The organism is Thiospirochaeta perfilievii (assembly GCF_008329945.1).
Classification (GTDB): Bacteria; Spirochaetota; Spirochaetia; order DSM-2461; family DSM-2461; genus Thiospirochaeta; species Thiospirochaeta perfilievii.
In genome coordinates, this window is record NZ_CP035807.1 from 637,814 (window position 1) to 663,823 (window position 26,010).

At 32.8% G+C, this 26,010-nt stretch carries 26 protein-coding genes; 7 read left to right on the forward strand and 19 right to left on the reverse strand.

Annotation, left to right across the window (positions count from 1 at the left end; all coding sequences use genetic code 11):
• Positions 1-34 precede the first annotated feature (34 nt).
• Positions 35-820 carry an MBL fold metallo-hydrolase gene (locus tag EW093_RS02880; protein WP_149566944.1) on the forward strand — a complete coding sequence of 262 codons (786 nt, stop codon included), beginning with the start codon at positions 35-37 and terminating at the stop codon, positions 818-820.
• Between the two features lie 24 nt (positions 821-844).
• Here the strand turns inward: EW093_RS02880 and rpmB are convergent, their stop codons facing one another.
• Positions 845-1,072: a 50S ribosomal protein L28 gene (gene rpmB / locus EW093_RS02885; protein WP_149566945.1), complete on the reverse strand. Its 228-nt coding sequence runs from the start codon at positions 1,070-1,072 to the stop codon at positions 845-847.
• Positions 1,073-1,278: 206 nt separating this feature from the next.
• Between rpmB and EW093_RS02890 the strand changes: the two genes are divergently transcribed.
• The 3 genes from EW093_RS02890 to EW093_RS02900 are packed head-to-tail and all read left to right on the forward strand — an operon-like array spanning position 1,279 to position 3,373.
• Complete coding sequence (locus EW093_RS02890) at positions 1,279-1,710, forward strand: metal-dependent transcriptional regulator (protein WP_149566946.1); 432 nt, start codon at positions 1,279-1,281, stop codon at positions 1,708-1,710.
• An 8-nt stretch (positions 1,711-1,718) separates the two neighbouring features.
• Complete coding sequence (locus tag EW093_RS02895; protein WP_149566947.1) at positions 1,719-2,474, forward strand: dihydroorotate dehydrogenase electron transfer subunit; 756 nt, start codon at positions 1,719-1,721, stop codon at positions 2,472-2,474.
• Positions 2,465-3,373, forward strand: a complete 909-nt coding sequence (locus EW093_RS02900; RefSeq protein WP_149566948.1) for a dihydroorotate dehydrogenase — start codon at positions 2,465-2,467, stop codon at positions 3,371-3,373. Before EW093_RS02895 ends, EW093_RS02900 begins: the two co-directional genes overlap by 10 nt.
• A gap of 36 nt (positions 3,374-3,409) precedes the next feature.
• Here the strand turns inward: EW093_RS02900 and EW093_RS02905 are convergent, their stop codons facing one another.
• The 4 genes from EW093_RS02905 to EW093_RS02920 form a co-directional block, all read right to left on the reverse strand.
• A complete protein-coding gene (locus tag EW093_RS02905) occupies positions 3,410-3,799 on the reverse strand; it encodes an META domain-containing protein (protein WP_149566949.1) in 390 nt (129 codons plus the stop codon).
• A 60-nt stretch (positions 3,800-3,859) separates the two neighbouring features.
• Positions 3,860-4,972 (reverse strand): IS110 family RNA-guided transposase, encoded by a 1,113-nt coding sequence (locus tag EW093_RS02910; protein ID WP_149566950.1) that lies wholly within the window; start codon positions 4,970-4,972, stop codon positions 3,860-3,862.
• 215 nt (positions 4,973-5,187) lie between these two features.
• Positions 5,188-6,093: a nucleotidyltransferase family protein gene (locus EW093_RS02915; protein ID WP_149566951.1), complete on the reverse strand. Its 906-nt coding sequence runs from the start codon at positions 6,091-6,093 to the stop codon at positions 5,188-5,190.
• Between the two features lie 39 nt (positions 6,094-6,132).
• Positions 6,133-6,915 carry a PHP domain-containing protein gene (locus EW093_RS02920; RefSeq protein WP_149566952.1) on the reverse strand — a complete coding sequence of 261 codons (783 nt, stop codon included), beginning with the start codon at positions 6,913-6,915 and terminating at the stop codon, positions 6,133-6,135.
• Positions 6,916-7,005: 90 nt separating this feature from the next.
• On the opposite strand from EW093_RS02920, the gene EW093_RS02925 reads away from it, so the two are divergent.
• Positions 7,006-7,905, forward strand: coding sequence for an alkaline phosphatase family protein (locus EW093_RS02925; protein WP_149566953.1), 900 nt, complete (start codon positions 7,006-7,008; stop codon positions 7,903-7,905).
• A 1-nt stretch (position 7,906) separates the two neighbouring features.
• On the opposite strand, the gene EW093_RS02930 is transcribed toward EW093_RS02925, so the two are convergent.
• Genes EW093_RS02930 through EW093_RS02970 form a run of 9 tightly spaced genes read right to left on the reverse strand, consistent with a single transcriptional unit; the run spans position 7,907 to position 16,276 of the window.
• Complete coding sequence (locus EW093_RS02930) at positions 7,907-8,698, reverse strand: TPM domain-containing protein (protein WP_149566954.1); 792 nt, start codon at positions 8,696-8,698, stop codon at positions 7,907-7,909.
• 3 nt (positions 8,699-8,701) lie between these two features.
• Positions 8,702-9,367: a TPM domain-containing protein gene (locus EW093_RS02935; protein ID WP_149566955.1), complete on the reverse strand. Its 666-nt coding sequence runs from the start codon at positions 9,365-9,367 to the stop codon at positions 8,702-8,704.
• Between the two features lies 1 nt (position 9,368).
• Entirely contained in the window at positions 9,369-9,983 is a 615-nt protein-coding gene (locus EW093_RS02940) for a LemA family protein (RefSeq protein ID WP_149566956.1), read from the reverse strand.
• Positions 9,984-10,041: 58 nt separating this feature from the next.
• The gene (locus EW093_RS02945; RefSeq protein WP_149566957.1) at positions 10,042-11,394 is read right to left on the reverse strand and encodes a hypothetical protein; all 1,353 of its coding nucleotides are present in this window, start codon (positions 11,392-11,394) and stop codon (positions 10,042-10,044) included.
• On the reverse strand, positions 11,391-12,545 hold the full coding sequence (locus tag EW093_RS02950) for a DUF58 domain-containing protein (protein WP_149566958.1): 1,155 nt from the start codon (positions 12,543-12,545) through the stop codon (positions 11,391-11,393). Before EW093_RS02950 ends, EW093_RS02945 begins: the two co-directional genes overlap by 4 nt.
• Positions 12,518-13,492, reverse strand: coding sequence for an AAA family ATPase (locus EW093_RS02955; protein ID WP_149566959.1), 975 nt, complete (start codon positions 13,490-13,492; stop codon positions 12,518-12,520). The genes EW093_RS02950 and EW093_RS02955 overlap by 28 nt, the downstream gene beginning before the upstream one ends.
• Positions 13,485-14,366: an alpha/beta hydrolase gene (locus EW093_RS02960; protein ID WP_149566960.1), complete on the reverse strand. Its 882-nt coding sequence runs from the start codon at positions 14,364-14,366 to the stop codon at positions 13,485-13,487. The genes EW093_RS02955 and EW093_RS02960 overlap by 8 nt, the downstream gene beginning before the upstream one ends.
• A 60-nt stretch (positions 14,367-14,426) precedes the next feature.
• The gene (locus EW093_RS02965) at positions 14,427-14,936 is read right to left on the reverse strand and encodes a hypothetical protein (RefSeq protein WP_149566961.1); all 510 of its coding nucleotides are present in this window, start codon (positions 14,934-14,936) and stop codon (positions 14,427-14,429) included.
• Positions 14,937-14,983: 47 nt separating this feature from the next.
• Entirely contained in the window at positions 14,984-16,276 is a 1,293-nt protein-coding gene (locus tag EW093_RS02970; RefSeq protein ID WP_149566962.1) for a pyridoxal phosphate-dependent aminotransferase, read from the reverse strand.
• Between the two features lie 254 nt (positions 16,277-16,530).
• On the opposite strand from EW093_RS02970, the gene EW093_RS02975 reads away from it, so the two are divergent.
• Together EW093_RS02975 and EW093_RS02980 are read left to right on the forward strand one after the other, a co-directional pair.
• Entirely contained in the window at positions 16,531-17,778 is a 1,248-nt protein-coding gene (locus tag EW093_RS02975) for a GGDEF domain-containing response regulator (protein WP_149566963.1), read from the forward strand.
• Positions 17,778-19,280: an HDOD domain-containing protein gene (locus tag EW093_RS02980; RefSeq protein ID WP_149566964.1), complete on the forward strand. Its 1,503-nt coding sequence runs from the start codon at positions 17,778-17,780 to the stop codon at positions 19,278-19,280. The genes EW093_RS02975 and EW093_RS02980 overlap by 1 nt, the downstream gene beginning before the upstream one ends.
• Here the strand turns inward: EW093_RS02980 and EW093_RS02985 are convergent.
• From EW093_RS02985 to EW093_RS03005, 5 genes are all read right to left on the reverse strand, one after another.
• Positions 19,273-21,126: a serine/threonine-protein kinase gene (locus EW093_RS02985; protein WP_149566965.1), complete on the reverse strand. Its 1,854-nt coding sequence runs from the start codon at positions 21,124-21,126 to the stop codon at positions 19,273-19,275. The two genes, EW093_RS02980 and EW093_RS02985, sit on opposite strands and share 8 nt — an antisense overlap.
• Positions 21,119-22,114, reverse strand: coding sequence for a metallophosphoesterase (locus EW093_RS02990; RefSeq protein ID WP_149566966.1), 996 nt, complete (start codon positions 22,112-22,114; stop codon positions 21,119-21,121). Before EW093_RS02990 ends, EW093_RS02985 begins: the two co-directional genes overlap by 8 nt.
• Positions 22,115-22,230: 116 nt before the next feature.
• Entirely contained in the window at positions 22,231-23,889 is a 1,659-nt protein-coding gene (gene asnB, locus EW093_RS02995) for an asparagine synthase B (RefSeq protein ID WP_149566967.1), read from the reverse strand.
• Positions 23,890-24,012: 123 nt separating this feature from the next.
• Positions 24,013-25,239 (reverse strand): aminopeptidase, encoded by a 1,227-nt coding sequence (locus EW093_RS03000; protein WP_149566968.1) that lies wholly within the window; start codon positions 25,237-25,239, stop codon positions 24,013-24,015.
• Complete coding sequence (locus EW093_RS03005; RefSeq protein WP_149566969.1) at positions 25,229-25,957, reverse strand: metal ABC transporter substrate-binding protein; 729 nt, start codon at positions 25,955-25,957, stop codon at positions 25,229-25,231. The genes EW093_RS03000 and EW093_RS03005 overlap by 11 nt, the downstream gene beginning before the upstream one ends.
• Between the last annotated feature and the right edge of the window lie 53 nt (positions 25,958-26,010).

The following is a 26,010-nucleotide window of genomic DNA, read 5'->3' on the forward strand; positions in this document are numbered from 1 at the left end:
TTTTTTTTATTAAATTCTATAGTATAACTACTTTATGGAACTAACTTTTTTAGGAACAGGTACATCCCATGGGATTCCTGTTATTACATGTAACTGTAGAGTGTGTAGATCTTTATCATTTAAAAATAGACGATTAAGATCATCTATATATATAAAAAGCGGGAATAGTTCAATTTTAATTGATACCTCTCCAGAGTTTAGAATTCAAGCTAATAGATGTAAAATTAATAGTTTAGATGCTGTCTTTTATACCCACACCCATGCTGATCACCTCCACGGAATAGATGACCTACGCCCTTTAAGTATGGATAAAACAATTCCTCTATATGGGAAATGGGATGATATTGATGATATTGAAAAAAGATTTCCCTATATTTTTAATAGTGTAAAACAGTTAGGTGGAGGTAAGCCGAACCTAGAGACAAGGGTATTAAATGACAGTGTAATTATTGGTGATTTAAAAGTTACACCTATTCCGATTAAACATGGAGTATTGGATATTTACGGTTATAGGATAAATAACACAGCTTATTTAACAGATTGTAGCACTATTCCAAAAAATAGCTACAAACTACTTAAAGGGGTAGATACTTTAATAATAGGGGCACTAAGATATAGATCCCACTCAACCCATTTTAATATAGATGAGGCTGTAGAGGAGATAAGATTGATAAAACCTGAATATGCTTATTTGACCCATATATGTCACGATGTTGAACACTATAAACTGACTAAGGAGCTAAAGAAAATAAGTAAAAATATAGACTTTATAAAAAAAATAAAGCCCGCACATGACGGACTTTGTTTAAAATCTGTTTAACTCTAAGTTAATAATAACTTATTATTAAAGAGCTTCTACTTTTCCTGCTTTTAAGCATCTTGTACAAACTTTTACAGATTTTGTTGAACCAGCAACAGTTGCTTGAACCTTTACAATGTTAGGTTTGAAAGTTCTTTTTGATTTAACACCTATGTGTTGTCCAGCTCCACCCTTTTTTTTAGGTAAACCTTTTCTTGGTACGCTATTTCCAGCAATAGTACCTTTACCACATAATTCACATTTTCTAGCCATATATATCCTACCTTAAGAAAAATTACTCACTAAGTGGGTCTTAAAATAACAAATAAATAAAAATATGTAAAGCCTTAGTTCTCTCTTTGTATAATTAAATTTCAAAATATCACGAATACTAGGAAATTTCTTTCTATAAGAGATACTGACTTGTTATGCCTATTTATGCTAAAATAATTAAAATATAAAAATAATGAGGATCTCCTATGAATAAGAAAGTTAAGCTATCACCAAGCCTAGAAGATTATTTAGAGACAATTCTACAACTTGAAAGGAAAAATAGAGTTGCAAGGGTAAAGGATATAGCGTCTTGGCTAGGGGTTCAGATGCCATCTGTTTCTGGTGCCCTTAAAAACTTAAAGGCCAAGGGAATGATAAATTATGAAAAGAACTCATATATTAGTTTAACAGAAGAGGGAATGAGTATTGCTGTTAAAGTTTATGAAAAGCATAAACTCCTTGTTTCATTTTTTAAGGATGTTCTATTATTAGATGAAAAGAAGGCAACAGAAATTGGCTGTAGAGTTGAACATGTTATAGATATAGATTGTGTTTTAAAGTTATCAAATATTCAAAACTATTTAAAACCTAAGTTAGAAGATAGAGAGACTTGGGAAAATATAATATCAAATAAATAAGGATTTTTATGATTCAGGAAAAGTGTAGAGTAATTAGTAACAACTTAATTGCCAAGGATTATTTTGAACTCGTTTTTACATGGACAAACAGTTTTAAACCTAATGCAGGGCAATTTCTAACCATTAAGCCAGAGGGAAAATCTCTACTAAGAAGACCCTTTGCCTTCTCCTCCTACTCTAACGGGACAGGTGGTATTATATATAAGAAGATAGGTGCAGCTACAACCAACTTCTCAGAGCTAAAACAAGACGATATTATTGATATCCTTGGCCCATTAGGTAAAAGTTTTGAAAAACCTAAAAATAGAGCTCTTCTAATAGCTGGAGGCATAGGTCTTGGTCCAATGATATTTACAGCTAATGAGCTTGCAAAAGAGGGATTAAAACCTATACTAATTATTGGGGCTCGGGATAAGGGTTTTATACCTGAAATCGATGTAGACCCATGTGTTAAAGTACTCTACTGTACAGATGATGGTTCCCTTGGATTTAAGGGTAATGTAACCCAATACTTAGAAAGTGAGGGCAAGAAATATCTTGAGAATAGCGAGATACTAGCTTGTGGACCCCATGTTATGTTAAAAGCATGCCATAATTTATCATTAAAATATAACCTGCAGTGCCAGGTATCCCTAGAGGAGATGATGGCCTGTGGAATAGGTGCTTGTTACGGCTGTGTTGTGGAGACAACATTTGAAGAGAAGTATAAAAGGGTTTGTAAAGATGGCCCTGTATTTAATAGCAGGGAGATAATATGGACTTAAAAGTAAAAATTGGTAATCAGATTTTACCTAACCCAGTTGGAGTAGCATCAGGGACATTTGGTTATGGAGAAGAGTACGGAGAGTTAATAGATCTATCTAAATTAGGAGCTATATATACAAAGGCTGTTACAGTACTTCCTAGGGAAGGAAACAGACTGCCTAGATTAACAGAGACACCTAATGGAATGATTAACTCCATTGGTCTAGCAAATAGTGGTGTAGAGGGTTTTCTTAAAAATAAGGTCCCATTTCTAAATACTATTAAGAGTTGTAAAAACATAGTTAACGTTGCAGGATCAACTGAAGATGAGTATGTAAAAGTAGTAGAGATGATCGACCATGTAGAGTCTGTATGGGGTTATGAGATTAACATATCCTGCCCTAATGTAAAATGTGGAGGCCTAGCCTTTGGTACAGATCCAATTCAAGTAGAAAGGTTAACTAGGGTTATAAAGAGTAAAACTAAAAAGCCTGTTATTATGAAGTTAACTCCTAATGTTACCGATATAACAACTGTTGCTACAGCCTGTGAAATAGGTGGAGCAGATGCTGTTTCCTGTATAAATACTGTAATGGGAATGAAAATTGATATCCATAAAAAACAACCGGCTATTTATCAAAAAACAGGGGGATTATCAGGTCCTGCAATAAAACCTGTAGGAGTAGCAGCTGTATATAGGGTATCTAAAAAAATTACAATTCCAGTTGTTGGGTTAGGAGGAATTATGAATGCAGAGGATGCTATAGAGTATTTTCTTGCAGGGGCTAGTGCTATCCAAGTTGGAACTGCAAACTTTATTAACCCCAATGCACCTTTAGATATTTTAGATGGAATAAAGGATTATATGAAAGAAAATAACCTTAATAAAATCTCAGACTTCCATGGTTTTATAGATTAGTTTAAAAAGCTCCCTTTAATTAGGGAGCCAATAGTATTACTGAATAATAAAGGTAAAGAGCTCTTTCTCCCCAGAATAGAGAGAAAGTGTATCACCTTCAATTCGAAAAGTGTCTATACTCTCTAGTAGAGGAAAGACTAACTCTCCCATATCATTTTCAACATACATTTTAGTAGAAGCAGATAGACCAAAACTTATAGAACTACCTTCAGTTGAAAACTCTCCAAAGAAAGTATTTCCACCTCCATTTCCACTATAACGATTCTCATCGAATGTTAATTCGACTCCTGGTTCAACTTCTACACCATCAATTTTTTGTAAAAACCATTGGTTCTCTATACTTACCTCTTCCCTGGACTCAACCCTATTACTTACACAACTAAAAAGAAATATAGGCAGTAAAAATATTAATAATAACTTCTTCATTTAATCTCCTATAAAAAGTCAATATATACCCTTCCGTAAAAAAGCATATATCGTGCTGTTCTACACAGCAAGTGCGGCACCTAATGCTGTCGCCTGCATTTCTCTATATTTACTATTGTGAGCCATTTTCTGAGGATCAAATGGTTCTCTAGTTTTTAGTATTGTATAAACTATGGTACTCATTTTTCTGGCTGTAGCTATAATACTTTTCCCAGAACCTTTATGTTTTTTCATATCTGTATACCTACTCATTAATCTGTATCCCATAGTATGTTTTTTACTTCTAATCATTCCCATTACAGTTTGTACAAATGCAGTTCTAAGCTCTACTGGTCCTCTTTTCGTTATATGACCATGATGTATTGTCATATTTGAGTTTTGAACCCATGGAACAAGTCCTGCATGTGCTGCATATTTTTTTGCACTACTGTATCTTTCAATATCATCAGTAAATGCTCTTATTGTTGATGCTGTTATTATTCCAACACCAGGTATTGTTTGAAGAAGTGCAACATCTTCATCTTCTTCAACCATTTTAGCTAAGACTTTTTCTAAAATCTTGACTTCTGATGATACCTGATCTATCGTATTAAGTAGCGGTCTTACCGCATTGGCGGCGTTTCCGTTAAACCTATGGTCTTCGAGACCCACAAGGATTCGCTGCCTCTCTTTTTTACTTTGCAACTGTCCTCTTTTGGATTCAATACCATATCCAAGTAATAGACCATGAACTTGATTTTTTAAAGAAACAACAGTTTTTACTAAAATAGATCGTGACTTTAATATTCTTCTGATATCTTCACTTTCCTGAGAACATAAAATCGACTCTGGAAGCATATCTTTTTCCAAAAACTCTGCTAATGTTCTTGCATCATGCTTATCTGTTTTCTTCACAGACTCATTTATAACTTTGAACTTCAGTGTATTCACAACTTTTACTTCAATTCCTGCACTAATCATTTTGTTTCTAAAAAATCTTGCATTTCCAGTTGATTCAACAGCAATAGATATTTCGTATCCTTGCTCTATCCATTCTTTAACCTGTTTTAAGAATTCTCCATACCCCGTTTTATTTGTTGGATACATTCCTGATTCTTCAATTTTACGATCTTCACTAAGTGAAAGTGTTGTAAATTGTGTTTTGTGTAGGTCTGAACCTATACTAAGTTTCATATATTGCCCCCTATATTAGACAGCTCCTGTACGGTTGATTAACTCCAATCTCCTATTCGGTCTCGCAGACCATTGAATGTTACGGCTACAGCTCTTCAATCTCCTTTGCGGTCTCGCAGACCAATAAATATGACGAACAGTAGCTTTGCTGTCTTACTAATTATAAAACAGTCTATCAACCAAAGGGGTTATATTTACTTTTTATCATTCCTCCTTTAAAATAGTTTATTGGGGTAGGCACCACTCTCCACAAGGGCTCTTACACTTTTAACAACCATATCCTTATCCTCTGGATAGGTAACACCAAACCAAGAGTCCTTAGATGTTAAAACTTCAGCACTAGCTCTACCCTCTTTTATTAAATCTGCAACAACAGATGGGATATAAAACTCAGACTTTAACTCATTACCTCTATCCTTTAAGAAAGCTGTAAACATTCTCTCTAAATGGTCAAAAAGTGTTGGAGTAAAGCCCCAAAAGTTCATAGAAACAACCTCATCCCCTGTTAAAGAGAGTTTGCTCCCATCCTCTAATGTAGCCTCGGCACCACTAGCTGTTTTTACTATATTAGTTCGTTCAACAACTGTATCTAAAATATTGTTATCCCCTAATTCACATACACCCCTGGATACAAAACCATTTTCAGATAGGGTATTACTTAGAACAAAACCTACCATAGAGTATTGATCAATAGTACTAGTACTTACTTCTTTTAACTTCTGTCCAAGTAGGGTATATGCACTCTTCCCATAAAAGTCATCTGCATTTATTACTGCAAATGGCTCTTTTACAATATTCCTAGCAGCATAAATTGCATGGCCTGTTCCCCATGGCTTCTCTCTACCCTCTGGAACTTGAAACCCATTAGGTAGATCGTTAAGTTGTTGGTAGGCGTACTCAACAGGAATTATATCCTGGAATCTACGACCTATATGCTCTTTGAACATATCTTCAATATCTTTTCTTATAACAAATACAACTTTTCCAAAACCTGCTTTTACTGCATCATATATTGAGTAATCAATTATTATCTCGCCATTTGGTCCAATTGGATCTATCTGCTTTAAGCCTCCATATCGACTTCCCATTCCTGCAGCTAATACTAAAAGTGTTGGTTTCATTACCTATCCGTCCTTATAATTATCTATGTTTAATTTAATCTATAGCTTATAACTTATTCTTTTATTAATCACTACAGAGTTATTTATATATTCCTCATAACCTTGAAAGCTTTTATGTATATCTTCCTTTGATTTAAAGTAGAAACCATCCCCCTCAAGCTCCCGATTATTATATTTGATTCTTAGGATATTACAAGCTCTAGCATCAGTTCTGTTTATATAAAAACTTCCACCTGTTACTACACAGGGTATAGCCATACTTTTTGATACTTTTATAATTTCTGGTATAATTAAACGGTTTAACTCTAAGCCGTTGTTTTGTAGTTCGAAATATATGTCATTATTAAAAATATCCTTTAAATCCCTTATATTTTCTATAGCAGCGTTACAATTCCCTGCTATATATGGCTTATCAAAAACACCACCTAAACCACCTGTTAAACAGATTATACCGTTGTTATACTGCCGAACTAAAGAGATATCAATCCTTGGTTTATTACCAATTATATTACTATTAGATAATTGAACTAGTTTTTCTATATTTTTTATTCCATCTATGTTTTTAGCTATTAAAACCAGGTGTTGAGTCTCCTTTAAAGAGAACCCAAATGGTGCAAAATAGAAGCCACAGCCATATATAGGTTTAATATCAAACTCTTTACAACACTGCCCAAACTCTCTAAATCCATCTATATTTCCACTGTCAGTAATAGCTAAAGAGTTCATTTTATACTCCTTAGCCTTTTTTATAAGTTCAGGGATCCTACTTAATCCGTTTCCTTTGGTATACTCTGTATGTACATGAAGATCTATATATTCCATGGTTAATTATGATATAAACATCCTACTATCAATGCAAGCTTCTTCAGTTTGATGGCTACTCTTTTAAACCTATTTTTTGTATAATAAGGAATGAATAAGTTATTATTTATATTTCTAGATGGTGTAGGCCTAGGTCTTAATTCAGAAATTAACCCAATAAAGAACCTCTTTAAGAACTTAACAGGTGTGGATTTTGTTTTAAATAATTACCCTATAATAAATGACGATTTTTTATTAAAGCCTATTGATGCCGTTCTTGGAATTAATGGTATCCCCCAGTCTGCCACTGGTCAAACCTCTATTATGACAGGGGTTAATAGTCAACGAAGGCTTGGATTTCACCATACAGCCTTTCCAAATAGAGAGCTTATTAACATAATAAAAGAGAAGAATATCCTTCTTGAACTTAAAAATAGGGGTCTTAGTGTTACTTGTGCAAATATGTATTCCAAGGAGTATTTTGAAAAAAGAGAGTCTAGAAGTAAAAATATGCTTCCTGTTTCAGCCCTATCTGTTAAAACCTCTAATCTACCATTTAGATTTATGGATGATTATAATAAAAATGAGGCAGTATTTGCGGATATAACAAATGAAATTATTAGAAGTCGAGGATATAATATCGATATAATCACTCCCCAGATAGCCGGAAGTAACATGTTAAATATTTGCAATAAAAATGACTTTACCTTTTTTGAATACTTTATTACCGATACATATGGTCATAAAAAAGAGGAATTAAAGTTAATATCTGAAACCCAAAAACTCAATAGTTTTATAGAGTATATTTGGAATAGTGGGCAAAATGGGGTAGATATTATATTAACTAGCGACCATGGGAATTGTGAAGATATAAGTACAGGAAATCATACAAAAAATCCTGTACCTTTTTTATATCTTTCTAAGGATAGCTCCTTAAAGGGCAAATTCTTTAGGGAAGTAGAAAATATTACCCACTTTAAAGGGGCAATATTAAATCGCTTTGGATTCTAGGCTACCAACCACCAGAGGCTCCACCACCTCCAAAGCCACCACCTCCACCGGAGAAACCTCCACCGGAGAAACCTCCACCAGAGAATCCGCCCCCGGAACTACCAAATCCCCTAGAAGATCTTGATGATCCACCAAGTAGTGAGTTAAGAATTAAAATTGATGCTAAATTCCCACCCCTTCTATGTCTACCTGATCTACCCAATATTGAGAATAGAACAAACATTATAAAGAATAGCAGTGAGAATATGGATGACCCATCTCCAGATCCACTAGATGATGACTTTCTAGATTCACTTAAGTCAGACCTAGTTATCTGATACTCTCCAGAAATAACTCCACTAATACCTGTAACACCCTGGCTTAACCCCTTATAGATATCACCACTTCTAAAATTAGGAGAGATAATCGTTCTTATAATATAATCTGATTTAGCATCGGTTAATACACCTTCAAGACCGTAGCCAACCTCTAACCTTATACTCTTCTCAGCTAAAGATATTAAAAGTAGAACACCATTATCATTTTCAGCTGTCCCTAATTTCCATTTATCTACGACTCTAATAGAGAAGTCCTCTAAGTTATCTCCCTCTAGGGATTTAATTGTTAGTATGGCTATTTGAGAGGAGGATGTGGCCTCTAACTCTCTTATTTCACTCTCTAACCTACTTGATTCACTACTACTTAAAATACCTGCATAATCATTAACTCTACCAGATAACCTAGGAACTTCCAGTGCATTTAGAGTCAAAAAAGAGTGTAATATAATAGCTACTATTAGACTGATTTTTTTCATATACTACTCCTTTAGAACCTGTATATCATCACTTAATTCATTTATGTCATCCGACTTAATTGGAAACTCTTTAGATAAAATATCACCAATATCTTTAACAGCACCTGTAATTGAGGATGTATAACTTTTTACTTTGATCCCAGATATCAGAGAGTCTACAATTCCTGACCACCTACTCTGATCAATTTTTTCATTTATTCCCTTATCCGCAAGAAGTATAACCCTTCTCTCCATTATAGAAATAAAAATTAGAACTCCTGTTCTATCCTTTGTATAACAGGTTTCAGACTCTATAAAGTGTCTAAGAGCCCTATTATAAACGGATTTAGTTATAACAGACTTAGGAATTATTAACCTATCAACAGCTGGGATATTAGATATGATATAGGTTATACCAATTACAAAAAATATGGAGAACCCTGTAAAAATTGTAAAATATATGTTTTTATAGTCCCAAAAAAATCTACTAAACCAGGCTTCAACTCTACTTGAAAAGAGTAGAAACATAACAAAATAAATAGCCCCTACAACTATGGAAAATGCTAACTCATAAAATGCGTAGTCAGAACTCTCCTCTATTATTGCAGTTGAGATCTCCCCACTTGTACCCTTTTCAGCCTGGGTAACAGAGTTTTTTATAGACTTAAGATCATCTTCACTTAATTTCATACTAATTACCAAAATCCACAGTAGGTGCAACATCTGCCCCTTCTACTGCTGTAAAATATGGTCTCTCTTTAAAACCAAACATATTAGCAAAGATATTATTAGGAAATGCTCTTATATAGAAGTTGTACTCCTTAGCTGTCTCGTTAAACCTTTTTCGCTCTACTGTTATTCTATTCTCAGTCCCTTCTAATTGACTTTGAAGGGATAAGAAGGAATCATTGGCCTTAAGTTCAGGATAACTCTCTGTAACCATCATCAATCTTTGTAAGGCACCACTTAGGGAGGACTGAGCTTCTTGAAACCTCTTAAATAGGGCGGGATCATTTAATACCTCTTCAGAGATAGATATAGTACCTCCTGCCTTACTTCTAGCCTCGGCTAACTTTGTAAATGTATCCTCTTCATGGGATGCATACCCTTTTACTGTTGCAACTAAATTAGGTATTAAGTCAGACCTTCTTTGATATACATTTTCAACCTGACTCCACTTCTCTTTAACGCCCTCATCTAAATATACCATATTGTTATATCTAGACTTAAAAGCTCCATAAAGTGATCCAGCCCCTAAAAGCAAAACTCCCACAACAACTAATAAAATGATAATTCCTTTTTTCACAACTATTTCCTTTTTAATATTTTATTATAATCTACTTATATTTAATTAAAAAAACAAGTTAGGTTAATTTCTTAATAATACTATTAACTAAACTCTTTATCTCTAATAATTTGTCACCACCTAAGTGGATATTTGAGAAAAAGCCTATATTAAAATAGTTTCTAAGGGTTTCTAACTCTGTTTTATCCAGACTATCTACTTGGCTTAATCTATAAAAAGCCTCATTTATTGTGCTCTTTTCTCTTTTAAAACTACTCCATTGACCACTTTTTTTTAATAACTTTAAATAGTATTTAAGAAGTTTGTTAATTTCTAACCGTTTTTTCTCATCAATATTCTGACTCTGTTTAACTCTTTTCCTAACATCCCTAGTGATATATTTATCCATTTTTTGATTCTTGATAAAAAGGGATTTAAAAAAATCTAATATACTTTTAATTAGGTTTAAATAGTACAGCCTAAGGTTAATTTTCTTTTTATTTTTTTTAAACAGTGGAGAGAATATGGGGTATAAAAATATATATATTAAAACTACACCACAAACTATGTAGATAGCTCTAACTAGATATTTAAAAATGACCCTTAATAAAAGAGGGAGTTCTATTTTACTGCCGCTATCCCCTGCTAGTCCATTTAGAATACTATAAAGATCCCCTTGCTGCCCTTCTTCTTCTACTACTGGAATAAGGTCTAAGTTTGTAGTGGATATTGAGAAGGATTTTAAAAAATTAATAATGTCATAATAGGGTATTATTGCACTATTAGAAGCAAAAATAGAGGAGATGATAAGGGATATAGAAAATATAACTATTACGTATCTTCTATAGTTCACCCTACTATGAACTTTTGCCATTCCACCTACTAAAAGCCTTTGATCGTACAGTTTTCTCCTTCCATATGTCAAAACAGCAAAATCAAAAACAAACCCCAATAACCATAACAAAGTATAGATTCTACTATAATTAAAAATAGATAGAGTAACTAAAGTTATTAATTTTAGAATAATAAATATCCTTGAAAAATTAAGAGTATAGGTTATATGGCTATCTAAAACCTTATCAACTACATCACTAAACTTATCCCCTAATATATCGTATACACAGGACATATAAAATATTAATATTATTAAAAATATAGGAATAGACAGAAGTAAAAAAAATGGATTAAACCCTAATATCCCTAGGGATATAATTAGACTTAAAATTATAAAAAAAGATGATAATAGGGTTGGGATAGTACCCTCTCTATCTTCAAAATTATATATATTACTTTTAATGTAGGACCTAAAAACAGGTGTAAGAAGAATTAGAGTTATAGGTATTAAGAGACTTCTGAAATTTATACTAAATATAAAAACTACTGGTAAGAGGGTTAATAAAGAGTATATAAAACCTAAAAATGTACTCATCATAGGAAGAGTTCCTTTCCATAGGATGTTAGAGTTAAAAACTCATAGGAGGAGCTTTTCATTGTAGAAGATACTCCCCCTGTATTTACAACTTTAATATTATATCTTTGTCGATTAAAGTAGAACAAAGAATCAACAACTAAGCTGTCTATCTTAGGAAGAAGAATGTAGATAAAAGATCCCTGGGGGATATTAATTTTTTTACTAAAAAAAGTATTTATTATACTTATTGATTCACTCTTTTGATTTAGAAAGTTAATCTTTGCTAAGTTATCTAGAATAGCAACAGTATGATCCCACCCTTTAGCCATAGGGATGTAATTAACTCCCTTAGAATCCCTTGTTAAGAGACCACATCTGTTGGAGTTTTTACTATAACTGGTAACAAGGGATGCAGCTACCTCAATTGTTCTCTCTAAATAGTTATAACGCTGTTTAATAGGGTATTTTAACGGATCAATATCCATTAAAATAAATAGTGGTGAGTTTAGAGTATTTGAAAACTCCATAGTTTGTAGACTTCCAACCTTAGCAGAAGCCTTCCAATTTATTCTTTTTAATGAGTCTCCCGCTCTATACTCTCTTATAGACTTAAGATCTGCCTGGTCTTCATACATTTTATTCTTAACCCTATGGTGGCCACCTTTCTCCCCAATGTTAAAAATAAGATTTATATCCTGATATTTTGGATATATAACAACCTCACTAGATATATCTATCTCCTTTTTCCATGGGAAGAAGTTAAGAGGATCACTCCCATTTAAAAATACTGGTCCTATTTTATGGGCACCTCTAACATTTGTTATAATATGGCTATCGAGACTACAGATACCCCTAGGTGGTAGAGATGTTAAAAAAGTTCCATCGATATTAGTAAAACACCCATTACCCCTTATATGAATAAGTGCACCATCTATTGGAAGATAACCTCGGTTTCTAAAAGTAATAGTAACAACTTCATCCTCTCTATTATTACAGTAATAAATTGGTTTAGAAAAACTTATATCTAAATTAAAATATAGATATTTAGAATATAAAAAGGATAAGAGATGAATTATTATTATAAATAGTGAGAGCATTTGTATTAAAAAAAATGGGAAAATCAATAGTGTTATAATTGAAAAAACTAATAAGCTAAGTTTTGTCCTATCCACTTAGTTACTCTTTGGGGAATAGGAATAGAGTATAAGATATCTTCTAAAGCATCAGAGACTGTTACTCCCTTAATTAGGAATTCCGGTTTTAATATAACCCTTTGTAGCATAATAGAGTTAAATATTTCTTTGATATCATCAGGTATTACAAAATTTCGACCCTTTAGGGCCGCATATGCCTGAGACCCCTTATATAGGGCTAAAGATCCTCTAGGGGAGACTCCAAGGGAGAAGAATTTACTCCTCCTTGTGGCCTCTATTAGGTCTAAGATATATAACTTAATAGTATCATCTACAAAAATATTGACAACTTCTTTTTTAAACTCTATTAACTCCTCCAGGTTTGATACAGGTTTTAAATCTGTAATAGGATGGGTTATTCTCCTATGGCTTTCTAGGAGTTTAGCCTCAGCTTCCCTTGAGGGATAACCAATATTAATTGTCATAAAAAATCGGTCTTTTTGCGCCTCAGGAAGGGGGAACGTCCCCTCAAACTCTGTGGGATTTTCAGTTGCAATTAGAAAGAATGGATTAGGCAGAGGGCGAACGACTCCATCTATTGATATTTGGGATTCAGCCATTGCTTCTAAAAATGCGGACTGAGTTCTAGGTGTCGCCCTATTTATCTCATCTACCAATACAATGTTACTATTTATAGGACCAGGGGTAAATTTAAAAACCTCTTCCTTTGGACTATATATAGATAGCCCTAAAACATCGTTTGGAAGTAGATCTGGAGTTGCCTGAATTCTATTAAAGACACCTCCTAAGCTTATAGATACTGCCCGGGCTAAAATTGTTTTACCAAGGCCTGGAACGTCTTCTAATAATACGTGGCCCCCACATAGAAGACCTGTTAGAATTTTATCTACCACATCATCTTTTCCAAAAAAGACAATACCAATATTGTCCCTTACCCTTTTAGCCCACTCTTCTATGTTACTCATTTAAACTCTCTCTAATAAATTCAGACATTTTCTTTATATTATCCATGGTTTTTTTTGCCCTAAGAACAATTGAGGACATATGTACTGTTCCCTTTGTATCGTTAAGTACAACATGGATACCACTCTCTTTTAACTTATTTGCGTATAATAATCCCTCATCATGTAGGGGGTCAAACTGGGAAAGTTCCACATAGGCTGGAGGAAGATTCTTAAAATCAGGTGCGTTTAAGGGGGATGCGTAATATGGGACATCCCCTGTTATATCCCTTAAGTAAAGTTCCCACATATGTCTGTTCCTCTTACTAGTCCAGTTAGGAGTATCTACAAAATTTTTAACAGAGTCTGTTACTTGCCTGTGGTCAGTTACAGGGCATATTAATATCTGGGCTTTTATTATATCTAGATTATTGTCCCTAGCCCTTAGGGTTACACCGGCAGCAAGGGCTCCCCCAGCACTAAAACCCATAACAAATATTTTATCTTGTTTAATATTTAGAAATTCATAATTATTGTAAACCCAATTAAGACCAGCATAACAGTCATTTACTGGTGTTGGGTATGGAAAATCAATAGAGAGTCTATAGTCTACATAGACAATAACCATACTGTTCTCCTTAATATATTCAGATAAAATTTTAGGAGAGAGAGCATCACCCTTTAGAAAAAATCCACCACCGTGATAGTAGACCATACAGGGTAGCTCCCTATCAATATTTTTAGGTCTATATATATATAGGTCGATTAAAAAATCATCAGTGGAGGGAATTGTTACCTTATTGGCACTTATAGTGTTGTCTACATTTAAGAAGTTAACCCTATTTAAAAGTGCATTACTAATACGAATGGCCTTTTCATCGTATAAGTTTATATTCATTAGTGATACAAGGTTATACTCCTTGTCTATATCATATTTTTTAAAAATCTTTAACCTTCCTTAATAAAAACGGCGACTGTTCTTTCCAATAGGATGGAAATAACTCTCTCGCCCTATGCCGATACCTATATTATATGCACCATTAACACCATAATCTGAATTAATGTATATATAGTAATTTCCACTTCCAGATAACTCTCCAATTTTAATTTGAAATAGTTTTTCATCAATATTAGTTATAGATACATCATCTGGTTGAAATGAGAAGTACTCGCTCTCGTTCCAGACTTGAACCTCTAAGTTAGTTATAAAATCTCTAAACAACTCATTATCATAGGTTACTTGATTGTACTTCTTCTCAAAAATAATTTTAATATCCGACTTTTTTGTAATAGTAACACTCTCCCGTAGAAGAGTTCTATTCTCACTTAAATCAGGGGAAAGATAGCTAAGCTCTGCCTCAAACCCCTGATAATAAGGAGAATTTATTAAAATGGCTGCAATTAGAAATAGCCCTAAAATAGCTAAGATTATTGATATAGTTAGAATTATTTTATTTCTATCAATCATTAAACACCATTGTAAATTACTTCTCTATTTTTTTACACAATAAATACTTAATTATTTAAATATTTATTTATAGACTCAGCTATTGTACTATATATCATATTCCGTCTAACATAATCATTTTCTAATAGAGTAAACCTAAACCCTTTTAAATCTGAATAAAACCCGGAAAGTGGAACAACACATATTCCAGTAGAAGCTAAAAGATAGTATACAAACCGCTTATCAGAAGGTACATTTTTAACCTGAGAAGAAATATACTCTTCAACCTCTTTATTATCTATATCCAGAACTCCATTATCGCAAAGATCCTCAAATATTACTGAGAAGTATAGGGCCCCTCGAGGTTTTATACATGTTACGCCCTTAACCTTAGAGAGTATAGAGTGTGCTTCCTCTGCCCTATCTGAAAATATTTTTGAACGACTATCAATATGTCTCTTATATCTTTTATCCCCTAAAATCTTAGGTAGAACTAATTGGGGTAGTGTTGTAGAACATACCTCTAACCTTTTGGCACTAATAATAGACTCTATATATTTATTAAACTCTTCATCCCTATGTCTATTATATACCTCTATCCAACCACACCTGGATCCTGGCCATGGAACCTCTTTAGATAGGCTTCGCATTGAAATACCAGGAACTTGATTAATAACAGAACTTAAAAAGGTCCAGTTAGTATCTGGAAAAGTAACATTTGCATAGGTCTCATCGCATATTATAAAAAGATCATACCTTTTAGCTATATCTACAATTTCCATTAATATCTCTTTTGTATAGACCGCACCTGTAGGATTATCTGGATTAATTAACAATATTCCAGCAATTGAGTCATTATATTTAACCTTACTCTCTAAATCATCTATATCTGGAAACCATTTGTTATGGGGATCAAGATTATAGGTTAGATGGGAATACCCTGAGTGAGCTGCCTCTGCAGATGAGTGGGTTGAGTATGCTGGAGATGGGCCTAATATTCTAGACTCCCTTTTTAGATAACTATAGACCTTACTAATAGCATCACCTAAACCATTAAAAAATATAATATCATCCATGGTGATATCTATACCTTGTCTACTATTAACTTCATCTGCTAAGAAACTTCTAGCCTCTAAGTCTCCTTGGCTATCAGTATATCCATAACTAATACTCTCCCCTGCAGCCTCTTTTACAATATCCCTTATCCAGGGAGAGATCTCTTCACCCTTTAATATTGGGTCACCAATATTTTCCCAATAAATCTCCTGCCCCTTAGACTGAATAAATCTAGCTATCTTAACAATCTCCCTAATTTCATAGGTTAATTGTCCCGCTCCTTCATGTAGAATCTCTCTTCTCATATCTTTCTCCTATTAACAGGTCAGAGGAATATGTAAAAAAAAAGCCACAGTCCTCTGACTGTGGCTTTATTATATAAACATAACAACTCACCACAGAGAATTTATTACTGAGGCTTTGGCTGAGTTGTTTAATTGTAATGCTTTATAAGTATTCATTGTTAAAACTATATATCCAGATAAGATATATGGTCAACTAATTAGTTGAAAAAAATTAATATCTCGAATTAGATTGTAATTTATAATATAATATATTTATGGATAAAAGAATTCTTCTATTAGAAAAAAATGATCTCTTTGGTAGAGCAATAAAATACAAGATTGAATCCCAGGATGAGTACCAAGTAATTTGGTATAAAACATATGATAAATTTATAGAAGCTGGCCATGATTATAGAAAGATTCAACTAGGGATTATCGATTACAATATACCAGATTCTAATGATGGAAAAATATTAGAGTACTTTCATGAAATTAAAATTCCCCTAGTTTTATTATCAGAAAAGATAACCCATGATATACAGGAGAAAATATGGTCTTTAAAGGTTATTGATTATATTCTAACTGGGAATAATAACTCTTTAGACTCTATTGTTGATGTTACAAATAGATTTTTTAATAACCCTAATATTGGAATATTAGCAGTGGATAACTCTAAGGAGTCTAGACGTCACTTAAAAAAACTACTAAAACTACATCGATATACAATTTATGAAGCCTCTACAGGAGGTGAAGCTTTAGAAATTCTAAACGATAATTTTGATAAAATTCAGATGGTTATTACAGACTATATGGTTGATGATATAGATGGTTTACAATTAACCGAAATTATTAGGGAGCGCTACCCTATGGATAGGTTAGCTATTATAGGTATTTCCGATAGGGGAAATCACACTTTAAAAATCCAATTTATAAAAAATGGAGCCAACGACTTTCTATCAAAACCATTTATTAGCGAACTATTATACTGTAGAATAACCCAAAACCTTAAAGTTATAGAGTATTTTAAACAGATAAAAGAGTTAGCTGTAATAGATCAGTTAACAAAACTTAATAATAGACATTTTTTAAAAGAGACAGGTTCATACCTATTTGAAAATGCAAGACGACACGATCTATCCCTTGTAACAGCTATGATAGATATTGATGATTTTAAGTATATTAATGATACCTATGGCCATGATGCAGGAGATATTGTTTTAAAAGAGGTCTCTTTAGAGTTAAAGTCATCTGTAAGGAAATCGGATCTTGTGATAAGGTTTGGGGGAGAAGAGTTTCTTATTATTGGTAACAACCTTGATCCTAATAGGGCAAAGGAGTTCTTTGAACACATTCTAAAAAAGATATCAGAGAGAAAAATTTACATTGGAAAACAGAGAATAACAGTAACTGTAAGTATTGGTGTATGTACAAAGATGAAGGATAGTCTAGAAGAGATTATAGTAAGCGCAGATAAAAAGTTGTATATAGCTAAGTCCAAGGGTAAAGAAAGGGTTTGTTTATAATGAGAAAAGTATTTTATAGTAACTTTGATTTAGAGAATATTGAAAATATTGTAAATTCACTAAAAGGGAAAAAGGAATATATATGTACAATCCCATTTTATGATTCAGTATCTGAAATTTTAATTTCCAAGGTTGTCTACGAATTATTAAATGAGTCCGGTTTTGAGGATTTTAATCAAGCTATATCAATTATTATTAATGAGTTACTTAAAAACTCAAATAAGATAAATATAAAAAACATTTTTTTTAAGGAGAGTAATACAAATTTAGAGGATATAGCCAAATCTAAGGAAGCGGACCAGATGTTCTCCTTTAAAGATTATTACAATAAGTTTATGCTTAATGTATCAGATAGGGATAAGAGTGAGTATATTAAAATTATAATTAATATCGATAAGGACTATTTTAATCTATCAATACTTAATAGTGGAACTCTTTTAGATTGGCAACTAGAGGAGATAAATACATCTATTAAATATGCAAATCGATTTAATAATCTTAATGAGATTTTCCAAGATGATAAGGATATTTCTCAAAATGATAACTTTGGAATAATATTCTCTACCCTTATGTTAAAAAATATTAATATAGACTCTAGAGCTTTAGATATAAAAAGACATGATGGATATACAGATACCACATTAACACTGCCTTTAAAAAGGTTAAAGGATGTCCACGGAGATAGGGTAACCGAGGAGATAATAAAGGAGATATCCGTTTTACCCCAATTCCCAGATAGTATAATGAAACTACAAAAGGAGATAATGGATCCTGAGTGGAACTATGATAGAATAACTGACTATATACTATCAGACTCAGCATTGACTGCAGAGATATTAAGGCTGGTTAACTCTCCTGTATATAGACCAAGTAGTAGAATAGATAAGGTCTCAATAGCTGTTAAAAAAATTGGAATTAATGGGTTAAAAGCTATCTTATACAATTTTGGTTCTTTTAAAGTTTTAAGCTCAAAATATGATATTGATAAAATAAACCAGTATAAGGAACATCTGTTCCAGGTAGCCCTTATATCAAGCTACTTAGCAAATATGGTAGGTTTAGACGAGTTTTCCGAGGATATCTATGTTGCTGCTCTAATGCACGACATAGGTAAAATAATAGTTAATGCTCTAAACCCTGAATTAGAAGATGGAATTATGAAGCTATCAAAGGATAGAATGATCCCTACAGATGTAATAGACAACCTTTCCGATGGTTATAACCACTCAATAATTGGATCAAAATTAATTGAGAAATGGAATTTTCCCAAAAAATATATTGAGGCAATTAAACATCACCATACTCCCCTTAAAGTTGATGATGAGTATAAGATTATTACCTTTTGCGTATACCTGGGGAATCAAATACCCCAAGTACACGGGGAAAAAAGAAAGTTCTCTTCCATTGAAAATAAGGTTCTTAAGTTCTTTAAAATAAATACTATTCAAGATTTTAATAACCTTTTAACAAAATTAGAAAATAGTGGAATATTTTTTACTTAAAACTAATAGACCGCCTCTCCTTATTGTAGTTAACATATATATCTATAGTATTATCACTTTTTAACTGAAAACGCTTCTCTATTTTATTACCTTTATAACTAAAGTTTATGGAGTAGGAACCTGGGTTTAAAATCAACTCTCTTTTATCTACTCCTAACTTATCAAACTTTACTATTTCACCAGACCTATCACCAATAGTATAACTATCCTTATCATTTAATTTTATTTTTATTCCAGAGACATTACTCTGAAGAGTTAAAACTCCAGGTTTTGGATATAGTCCAGCTTCTAATTTTAAGTCAGTTTGGTCATGGCTTATTTTTAAAATATAATCCTTAGCATAATATCCCTTTTGTGAAAATTGAAAATAGTGGACTTGACCGGTTTTAAGACTATTATCTCCTTTTTTAAATTTTTCAAACTTATTATTAACCCTACGTAAAATAGTAACAGTAGAAGTTATATCCTCTCCTGATATTTGGTCATAAATTTTAAACTGGGGGTGAAACGGCAAAGGTTGGGACTCTGTATGAATTAGGGTTATCTTTTTTACCTCTTCTTCCTCGTTAATGGAGTGGACCGTAAAGTTTTTCCAAAATAAATTCCCATCTACCATGAGTTTTAACCTATAAAAACCTACAGGAAGATAGATCTTTTCTGTTTCATAAATATTATATACTTCATCAAGACTCTCTTTTGATGGTAAAAAACTATAATTAGAATTATCTATTAATATTAGCCTACTACCACTCTCTACAAAGAGCTTACTCTTAATAAATATTTCATCTATCTCTTTATAATAATCTTTTTTTACCTTAAGATCGATATTTACAGCTCCATAACTATTTCTCTGAAACAGTAGATGGTGTACTCCTTTATCCTTAATATAAAATCCTAAAAGTATAACAATGCCAGTTAAGATTAAAATAAGTAGAGGCTTTTTACTCTTTTTATTTTCCACTAACTCAACAACTCTACCTATTAAAAGGTTAGAAACAATGTTTTTAAACTGATCAAGATCACTATTCCTAAAATACTTTTTAATGATACTTATAGGTTTATCTAAGTCTTGATACCTCTTTCCCTGCTTATGATGCATTAAGCCCTTAATAAGTTTTAATGTAATATTTTTAACACCCTTATTTATCTTATTGACTCTTTTATATTTGCCCTTTTGTATCCTGGCAATACAACTTGGAGATAGCCCAGAGGGGAAGGGTTTAGTTTTAGTCATCATCTCGTAGAGAATAACACCTAAAGAGTAGATATCCGCTCTTTTATCCACATTTTTAGTATTTTCAAACTGCTCAGGAGCCATATATGATGGAGTTCCTAGTGTCATTCCTACAGTAGTTAAATCTTCATCAAGGATATCATCAGAAACTGCAATACCAAAATCTACTAACTTAATATCTCCACTTTTTGAAATTAAAATATTAGCTGGTTTTATATCCCTATGTACAACACCCTTTAGATGGGCGTATCTAAGAGCTTTTGCAACCTCTAAAACAATATACAACGCGATATCATCGTTAATATACTCTCCACTTTTTATTAAATCTTCAAGAGTTCCCCCATCAACATACTCTTGAACTATATAGTAGGAATCTCTCTCTTTAAAATGGTCATAAACATCTACAATATTATCACTTTTAAAGTCCATCATAATTTTAGCTTCCCGAGTGAACCTCTGAATAATTTGATCATCATCCTTCAATGTTAATTTTTTAAGTATAACATTTCTATTTAAAGTAGGATGCATTGCCTTATACACAGCACCCATACCACCTGAGGCAATTAACTCTTCAATCTCATACTTTCCAATTTTAGAAGGGATCTTAGCCATCTATATCTCCTATATCATTATTTAAATCTATATCTTTATCAAAGCTAATATGTGCTATTATGCATCTATTGGGATTATGGATTTGAACAAGTTTCCCATAGGCTCTAAGCTCATATAACCCATCAATGGTTTGATGTCCTGTAAAATATAGTGCATTATCTAACATATCCTTATCAATATACTCTTTTAACATATTAAAGACACTACCATCTTCGGATTGATTATCCCGTGTCCAAGTAAGGCCAAATACCACATCAGAGTTATTATAACAGTTAATTAATTGGTCTAAGGAGTAGAACTTTTTAGGTTCTGCATGGGAAACTATAAAGTTTTTACCAATAGCTATTAAGGGCAGTGATTTTTCAAAACTGGAGTACTTCCATAAAAAATCCTCCCCTAGAAACTTAGATACCCATTTTTTTACAATCTCACCCTCTAAGGTAAACTTTCCAAAGGGGAAATTCCCACCACCATTTTCATTTAATATATTCTCATGGTTTCCCTTTAAAAAGTGTATTTGATCTGGAAATAGTATTTTTAGATTAATTACATACTTCATAACACCTAAACTCTCAGCCATCTCTAAATCACTGTTTTCATGGTTTATAAAGTTATTTACCGCCTCACTCTCAATTTTAAACCAACGCTCTTTATGTCTTTTCTCAGAATGAAACCCGTCCCCAACAAAGACAATTTGTAGTTTAGAGAGTTGCAGTAACTCTAAAACTGATTTATTGTTTATTTTAAAATTTAGTAGTTTTTGTATAAAGTAGGTTCTTGCATGAAGGTCTGGAACTATTATTGTATCTAGATCTCTATTTAGTTTAATAACCCCTCCTGGCTGGAAATTTGTATCCCTAGCCCTTATAGAAGGGTCTTCAAAATTGAGAATTTCAATAACTCTGTTTAAACAAAAGATATAATCATCTTTATCTATAACAAAGGAGTCAGAAAAGATCTCATCTATATAAAAGTTATTTCTGTACATATATTTAGTATACAGTATTAATGTAAAAAAGTTATAGTTTTATATAAGACAACAAACTATAACTATAAAAAAAGACTGCCTATTAAGGCAGTCCCTATTATATAGATAAGTTATTATTAATAACTCTTATCATGAACTGTTTTAACAGATCTACCTGATGGATCAGCCATCTCTTTTAAAGTCTGGTCCCACTCAAATACAATAGCTGTACTACATGCAATGGACTCTTCAAAAGGTACACAATTAACAGCATCATCCTCTGGAAAAAGTTCAGCAAATATGGAACGATACATATACTCTTCTTTAGTTCGAGGAGTATTTATAGGGAACTTATACTTTGCTGATGCAAACTGTTCGTCAGTAATTTCACTCTCTGCTTTATCTTTTAATCCATCAATCCAAGAGTAACCAACACCATCTGAAAATTGCTCTTTTTGTCTCCAAGCAACCTCATTAGGAAGATAATCTTCAAAGGCCTCTCTTAAAATATACTTCTCCATTCTCTCTTTAGAAGGCATTTTATCCTTAGGATTTTGTCTCATAGCAACATCTAAAAACTCTAAATCTAAAAATGGAACCCGACTCTCAATACCCCAAGAAGCCATAGACTTATTACTTCTTAAACAGTCATATTTATATAGTTTCTCTAGTTTTCTTACTGTCTCTTTATGTAACTCTTCTGGATTTGGCGCTTTATGGAAGTAGAGATACCCACCAAAGATCTCATCTGCACCCTCACCACTTATTACCATTTTAATACCCATAGATTTAATAACTCTAGCCATTAAAAACATTGGAGTACTAGAACGGATAGTTGTTACATCAAAAGTCTCTAAATGATAGATAACATCACGAAGAGCGTCAAACCCTTCCTGTACTGTAAAGTTTATCTCATGGTGAATTGTCCCAATTTGCTCTGCAACTTTTTTTGCAGCAACTAAGTCTGGAGAGTCATGTAACCCTACTGCAAAACTGTGAAGTTGTGGCCACCACGCATCACTTTTATCATCACTCTCTATTCTCTTTGCTGCAAATCTTTTAGCAATAGCAGAAGTAATCGAGGAGTCTAAACCACCTGATAAAAGAACTCCATAGGGTACATCACACATTAGTTGTCTATGAACTGCAGCTTCTAATGCACTTTTAATATCTGGAACCGAAGTTAAATTATCTTTTACATTTTCATAATCAAACCAATCTTTATTGTAATACTTTACAAACTCCCCATCTTTACTTGAGTAGTAGTGTCCAGGAGGGAAATCATTAATTTGTTTGCAATAACCGGTTAAAGCCTTCATCTCAGAAGCAACAAAGAGAATACCATCCTCATCCCTACCATAGTATAATGGGATAACACCTATAGGATCCCTAGCTATTAAATAACTATCATCTGTTTGATCGTATAGAGCAAAAGCAAAAATACCATTTAAATCATTTAAAAAGTTTACTCCCTTCTCTCTATATAGGGGAAGAATAACCTCGCAGTCTGAGTTTGTAGCAAAATTGTAATTAAGGCTATTTTTTATCTCTCTATGATTATAGATCTCACCATTTACGGCTAAAACCTGATTATTATCCGATGAATATAGTGGTTGCGCACCATTTTCTACACCAACAATGGATAATCTTTCATGGACTAAAATAGCTTTCTCGTTAGAGAAAATTCCAGACCAATCCGGCCCTCTATGTCTAAGTTTTCTAGACATTTCTAATGCTTGCGCTCTAAGCAAACTTGCATCTTCTCGAGTATTAAATACTCCTACAATTGAACACATACTCTTTAACTACCTTTTTCATATTTAGTTTATTAATGTTGTAAAAAGATAGGATTAATGTCAACGGTTAAAACAAAAAAAGCCACCTATAATAGGTAGCTAGTATTGTTAAAATTGGGTTAATTAGGCAAAGTTTCCATTTTTAAAAACTGGCACTTTATCACCATTCTCCTTAATTCCAATAATTTCTAGATCATCTGTCCCAACCATAAAGTCTACATGGACTAATGAGTCATTACCTCCGGCACTCTGTAGCTCACTTGGACTCATTGTAGTACCCCCTTTAATATTAATTGGGTAGGCCTTACCTAGGGCAAAGTGACAGGATGCATTTTCATCAAACAGTGTATTAAAAAATAGTATCTTTTGGTTTGAAATGGGGGAGTCATAGGGAACAAGAGCAACCTCTCCTAGGCGTTTTGCACCATTATCAGTATCAAGTAACTCTTTTAAAACATCATATCCCTTTTTTGCATCAAAATCCACAACTGTACCATCTTTAAAAGTAAAGGAGAAATCTTCAATTAAGTTACCATTATAATTTAAGGGGATAGAGCTGACAATTTTACCATTAACACCATCTAACTTAGGCATTGTAAAGATCTCCTCTGTTGGCATATTTGCAATAAAATACTGCCCCTTAGATGACTCCTCACCACCTCCTGCCCATATATGGTTCTGAACTAGCTCAACTGTAACATCGGTTCCTATGCTATTTTTATACTTTAAATACTTAAAGCTGTTACTATTCATAAAGTTAAGTTTCTCTCTTAACCTATGCTGATGCTCTTCCCATGCTTTAATAGGATCATCTAAATCGACCCTAACAGCTTTAAAAATTGCGTCCCATAACTTATTTACAGCTTCTTGGTTATTTTTACAACCAGGAAAGACCTTTTTAGCCCAAGGGATAGTTGGAATAGAGGCTACACACCAAACATTCTGATTAGACATTAGTTTTGATCTATAGTATTTTAATGCATTAGTTTTCACCTTATTTTGCCTAGATATTTTTTTAGGATCCACATCCTTCATAATCTGAGGGTCGGATGCTGAAATCCTTAAATATGCAGCATCCATATCCGCTGTAGTATTAAAAAAATTAGTCTCCCAATCATATACTTCATCAAAAACTTCATCATTAGCCATATTATATCTAATTTTAGTTAGTTTCTCATCGTTCCAGTTAACTAGTACTTCCCTAGCCCCAGCTTCGTAGGCTTTAATTGTTACTACTCTAGCAAAGTGGGCACACTCTACAGGGCAGTTAATAACTAAGGTCTGATTCTTCTGAATATTTACCCCTATATTAACTAACAGTTCTGCATATTTTTCTTCATTACTTCTCATAAAATTGTCCTACATTATAATTAATTACATCTATTAAACTCTTAGTTCCGTTAGTTCCTGGGAAGTTAACAAAACTTAGATATATACTATTTGGTAAAATTTCTATTAAACTTTTTCCAATTGGACTGTGAATATTATCTATAATATAATCAGCACCTAACTCTTTAAAATCCTTTAATTCCGATGGTTTAATTGGACCTGGACCATAAATACCAACAATATTGAGACCTAACTCCTTAGCCATTGTCTGCTGATGGAAATGTACTATAACCTTTTTATCTAGTAATCCATCCTTTTTCAACTCACTTATAGAAGTTTTATAGAGTGTAGAAATCTCTTCTAGTGATATTTTAGCCTTTTTTTCTGTGCCTAAACTTTTAGCCACTGTTAATATTGAATCTGATATTATTTTAAAACTATAACCGGTACCAATTTTAATCATCCTACTCTCATCAATTCCTAGGGAACCTTTTAGCTCTTTAACCATCCCTTCGTACCCTGCAAAAACAACATATTTTGCGTTATTAAGCTTTAAAATATCCGATGGTTTTAAAACATACTCAGGGGGGTGGGACATATCAGCTGGAGCAAAGTTATAAACATCCTCCCCACCTGCAGCTGTAACATAGGCTTTAACCCAACTTGTTGTTGTTACAATATTTTGTGCCCATAAGTTAAGACTACAAAATATAAATGATATTACTAAAAATTTCTTCATTTTTTCTCCTATAAAAAGTCAATATATACCCTTCCGTAAAAAAGCATATATCG

Bases quoted from the DNA above. Each gene is read 5' to 3' on its own strand.
- EW093_RS02920 (WP_149566952.1), bottom strand. From the start codon at position 6,915: ATGGAATATATAGATCTTCATGTACATACAGAGTATACCAAAGGAAAC.
- EW093_RS02960 (WP_149566960.1), bottom strand. From the start codon at position 14,366: ATGAATATAAACTTATACGATGAAAAGGCCATTCGTATTAGTAATGCA.
- EW093_RS02905 (WP_149566949.1), bottom strand. From the start codon at position 3,799: ATGAAGAAGTTATTATTAATATTTTTACTGCCTATATTTCTTTTTAGT.
- EW093_RS02980 (WP_149566964.1), top strand. From the start codon at position 17,778: ATGAGAAAAGTATTTTATAGTAACTTTGATTTAGAGAATATTGAAAAT.
- EW093_RS02975 (WP_149566963.1), top strand. From the start codon at position 16,531: ATGGATAAAAGAATTCTTCTATTAGAAAAAAATGATCTCTTTGGTAGA.
- EW093_RS02915 (WP_149566951.1), bottom strand. From the start codon at position 6,093: ATGAAACCAACACTTTTAGTATTAGCTGCAGGAATGGGAAGTCGATAT.
- EW093_RS02985 (WP_149566965.1), bottom strand. From the start codon at position 21,126: ATGGCTAAGATCCCTTCTAAAATTGGAAAGTATGAGATTGAAGAGTTA.
- EW093_RS02955 (WP_149566959.1), bottom strand. From the start codon at position 13,492: ATGAGTAACATAGAAGAGTGGGCTAAAAGGGTAAGGGACAATATTGGT.
- EW093_RS02930 (WP_149566954.1), bottom strand. From the start codon at position 8,698: ATGAAAAAAATCAGTCTAATAGTAGCTATTATATTACACTCTTTTTTG.
- EW093_RS02970 (WP_149566962.1), bottom strand. From the start codon at position 16,276: ATGAGAAGAGAGATTCTACATGAAGGAGCGGGACAATTAACCTATGAA.
- EW093_RS02925 (WP_149566953.1), top strand. From the start codon at position 7,006: ATGAATAAGTTATTATTTATATTTCTAGATGGTGTAGGCCTAGGTCTT.
- EW093_RS02935 (WP_149566955.1), bottom strand. From the start codon at position 9,367: ATGAAATTAAGTGAAGATGATCTTAAGTCTATAAAAAACTCTGTTACC.
- EW093_RS02910 (WP_149566950.1), bottom strand. From the start codon at position 4,972: ATGAAACTTAGTATAGGTTCAGACCTACACAAAACACAATTTACAACA.
- rpmB (WP_149566945.1), bottom strand. From the start codon at position 1,072: ATGGCTAGAAAATGTGAATTATGTGGTAAAGGTACTATTGCTGGAAAT.
- EW093_RS02890 (WP_149566946.1), top strand. From the start codon at position 1,279: ATGAATAAGAAAGTTAAGCTATCACCAAGCCTAGAAGATTATTTAGAG.
- EW093_RS03000 (WP_149566968.1), bottom strand. From the start codon at position 25,239: ATGAGAAGTAATGAAGAAAAATATGCAGAACTGTTAGTTAATATAGGG.
- EW093_RS02900 (WP_149566948.1), top strand. From the start codon at position 2,465: ATGGACTTAAAAGTAAAAATTGGTAATCAGATTTTACCTAACCCAGTT.
- EW093_RS02990 (WP_149566966.1), bottom strand. From the start codon at position 22,114: ATGTACAGAAATAACTTTTATATAGATGAGATCTTTTCTGACTCCTTT.
- EW093_RS02880 (WP_149566944.1), top strand. From the start codon at position 35: ATGGAACTAACTTTTTTAGGAACAGGTACATCCCATGGGATTCCTGTT.
- EW093_RS02965 (WP_149566961.1), bottom strand. From the start codon at position 14,936: ATGATTGATAGAAATAAAATAATTCTAACTATATCAATAATCTTAGCT.
- EW093_RS02945 (WP_149566957.1), bottom strand. From the start codon at position 11,394: ATGATGAGTACATTTTTAGGTTTTATATACTCTTTATTAACCCTCTTA.
- EW093_RS02895 (WP_149566947.1), top strand. From the start codon at position 1,719: ATGATTCAGGAAAAGTGTAGAGTAATTAGTAACAACTTAATTGCCAAG.
- asnB (WP_149566967.1), bottom strand. From the start codon at position 23,889: ATGTGTTCAATTGTAGGAGTATTTAATACTCGAGAAGATGCAAGTTTG.
- EW093_RS03005 (WP_149566969.1), bottom strand. From the start codon at position 25,957: ATGAAGAAATTTTTAGTAATATCATTTATATTTTGTAGTCTTAACTTA.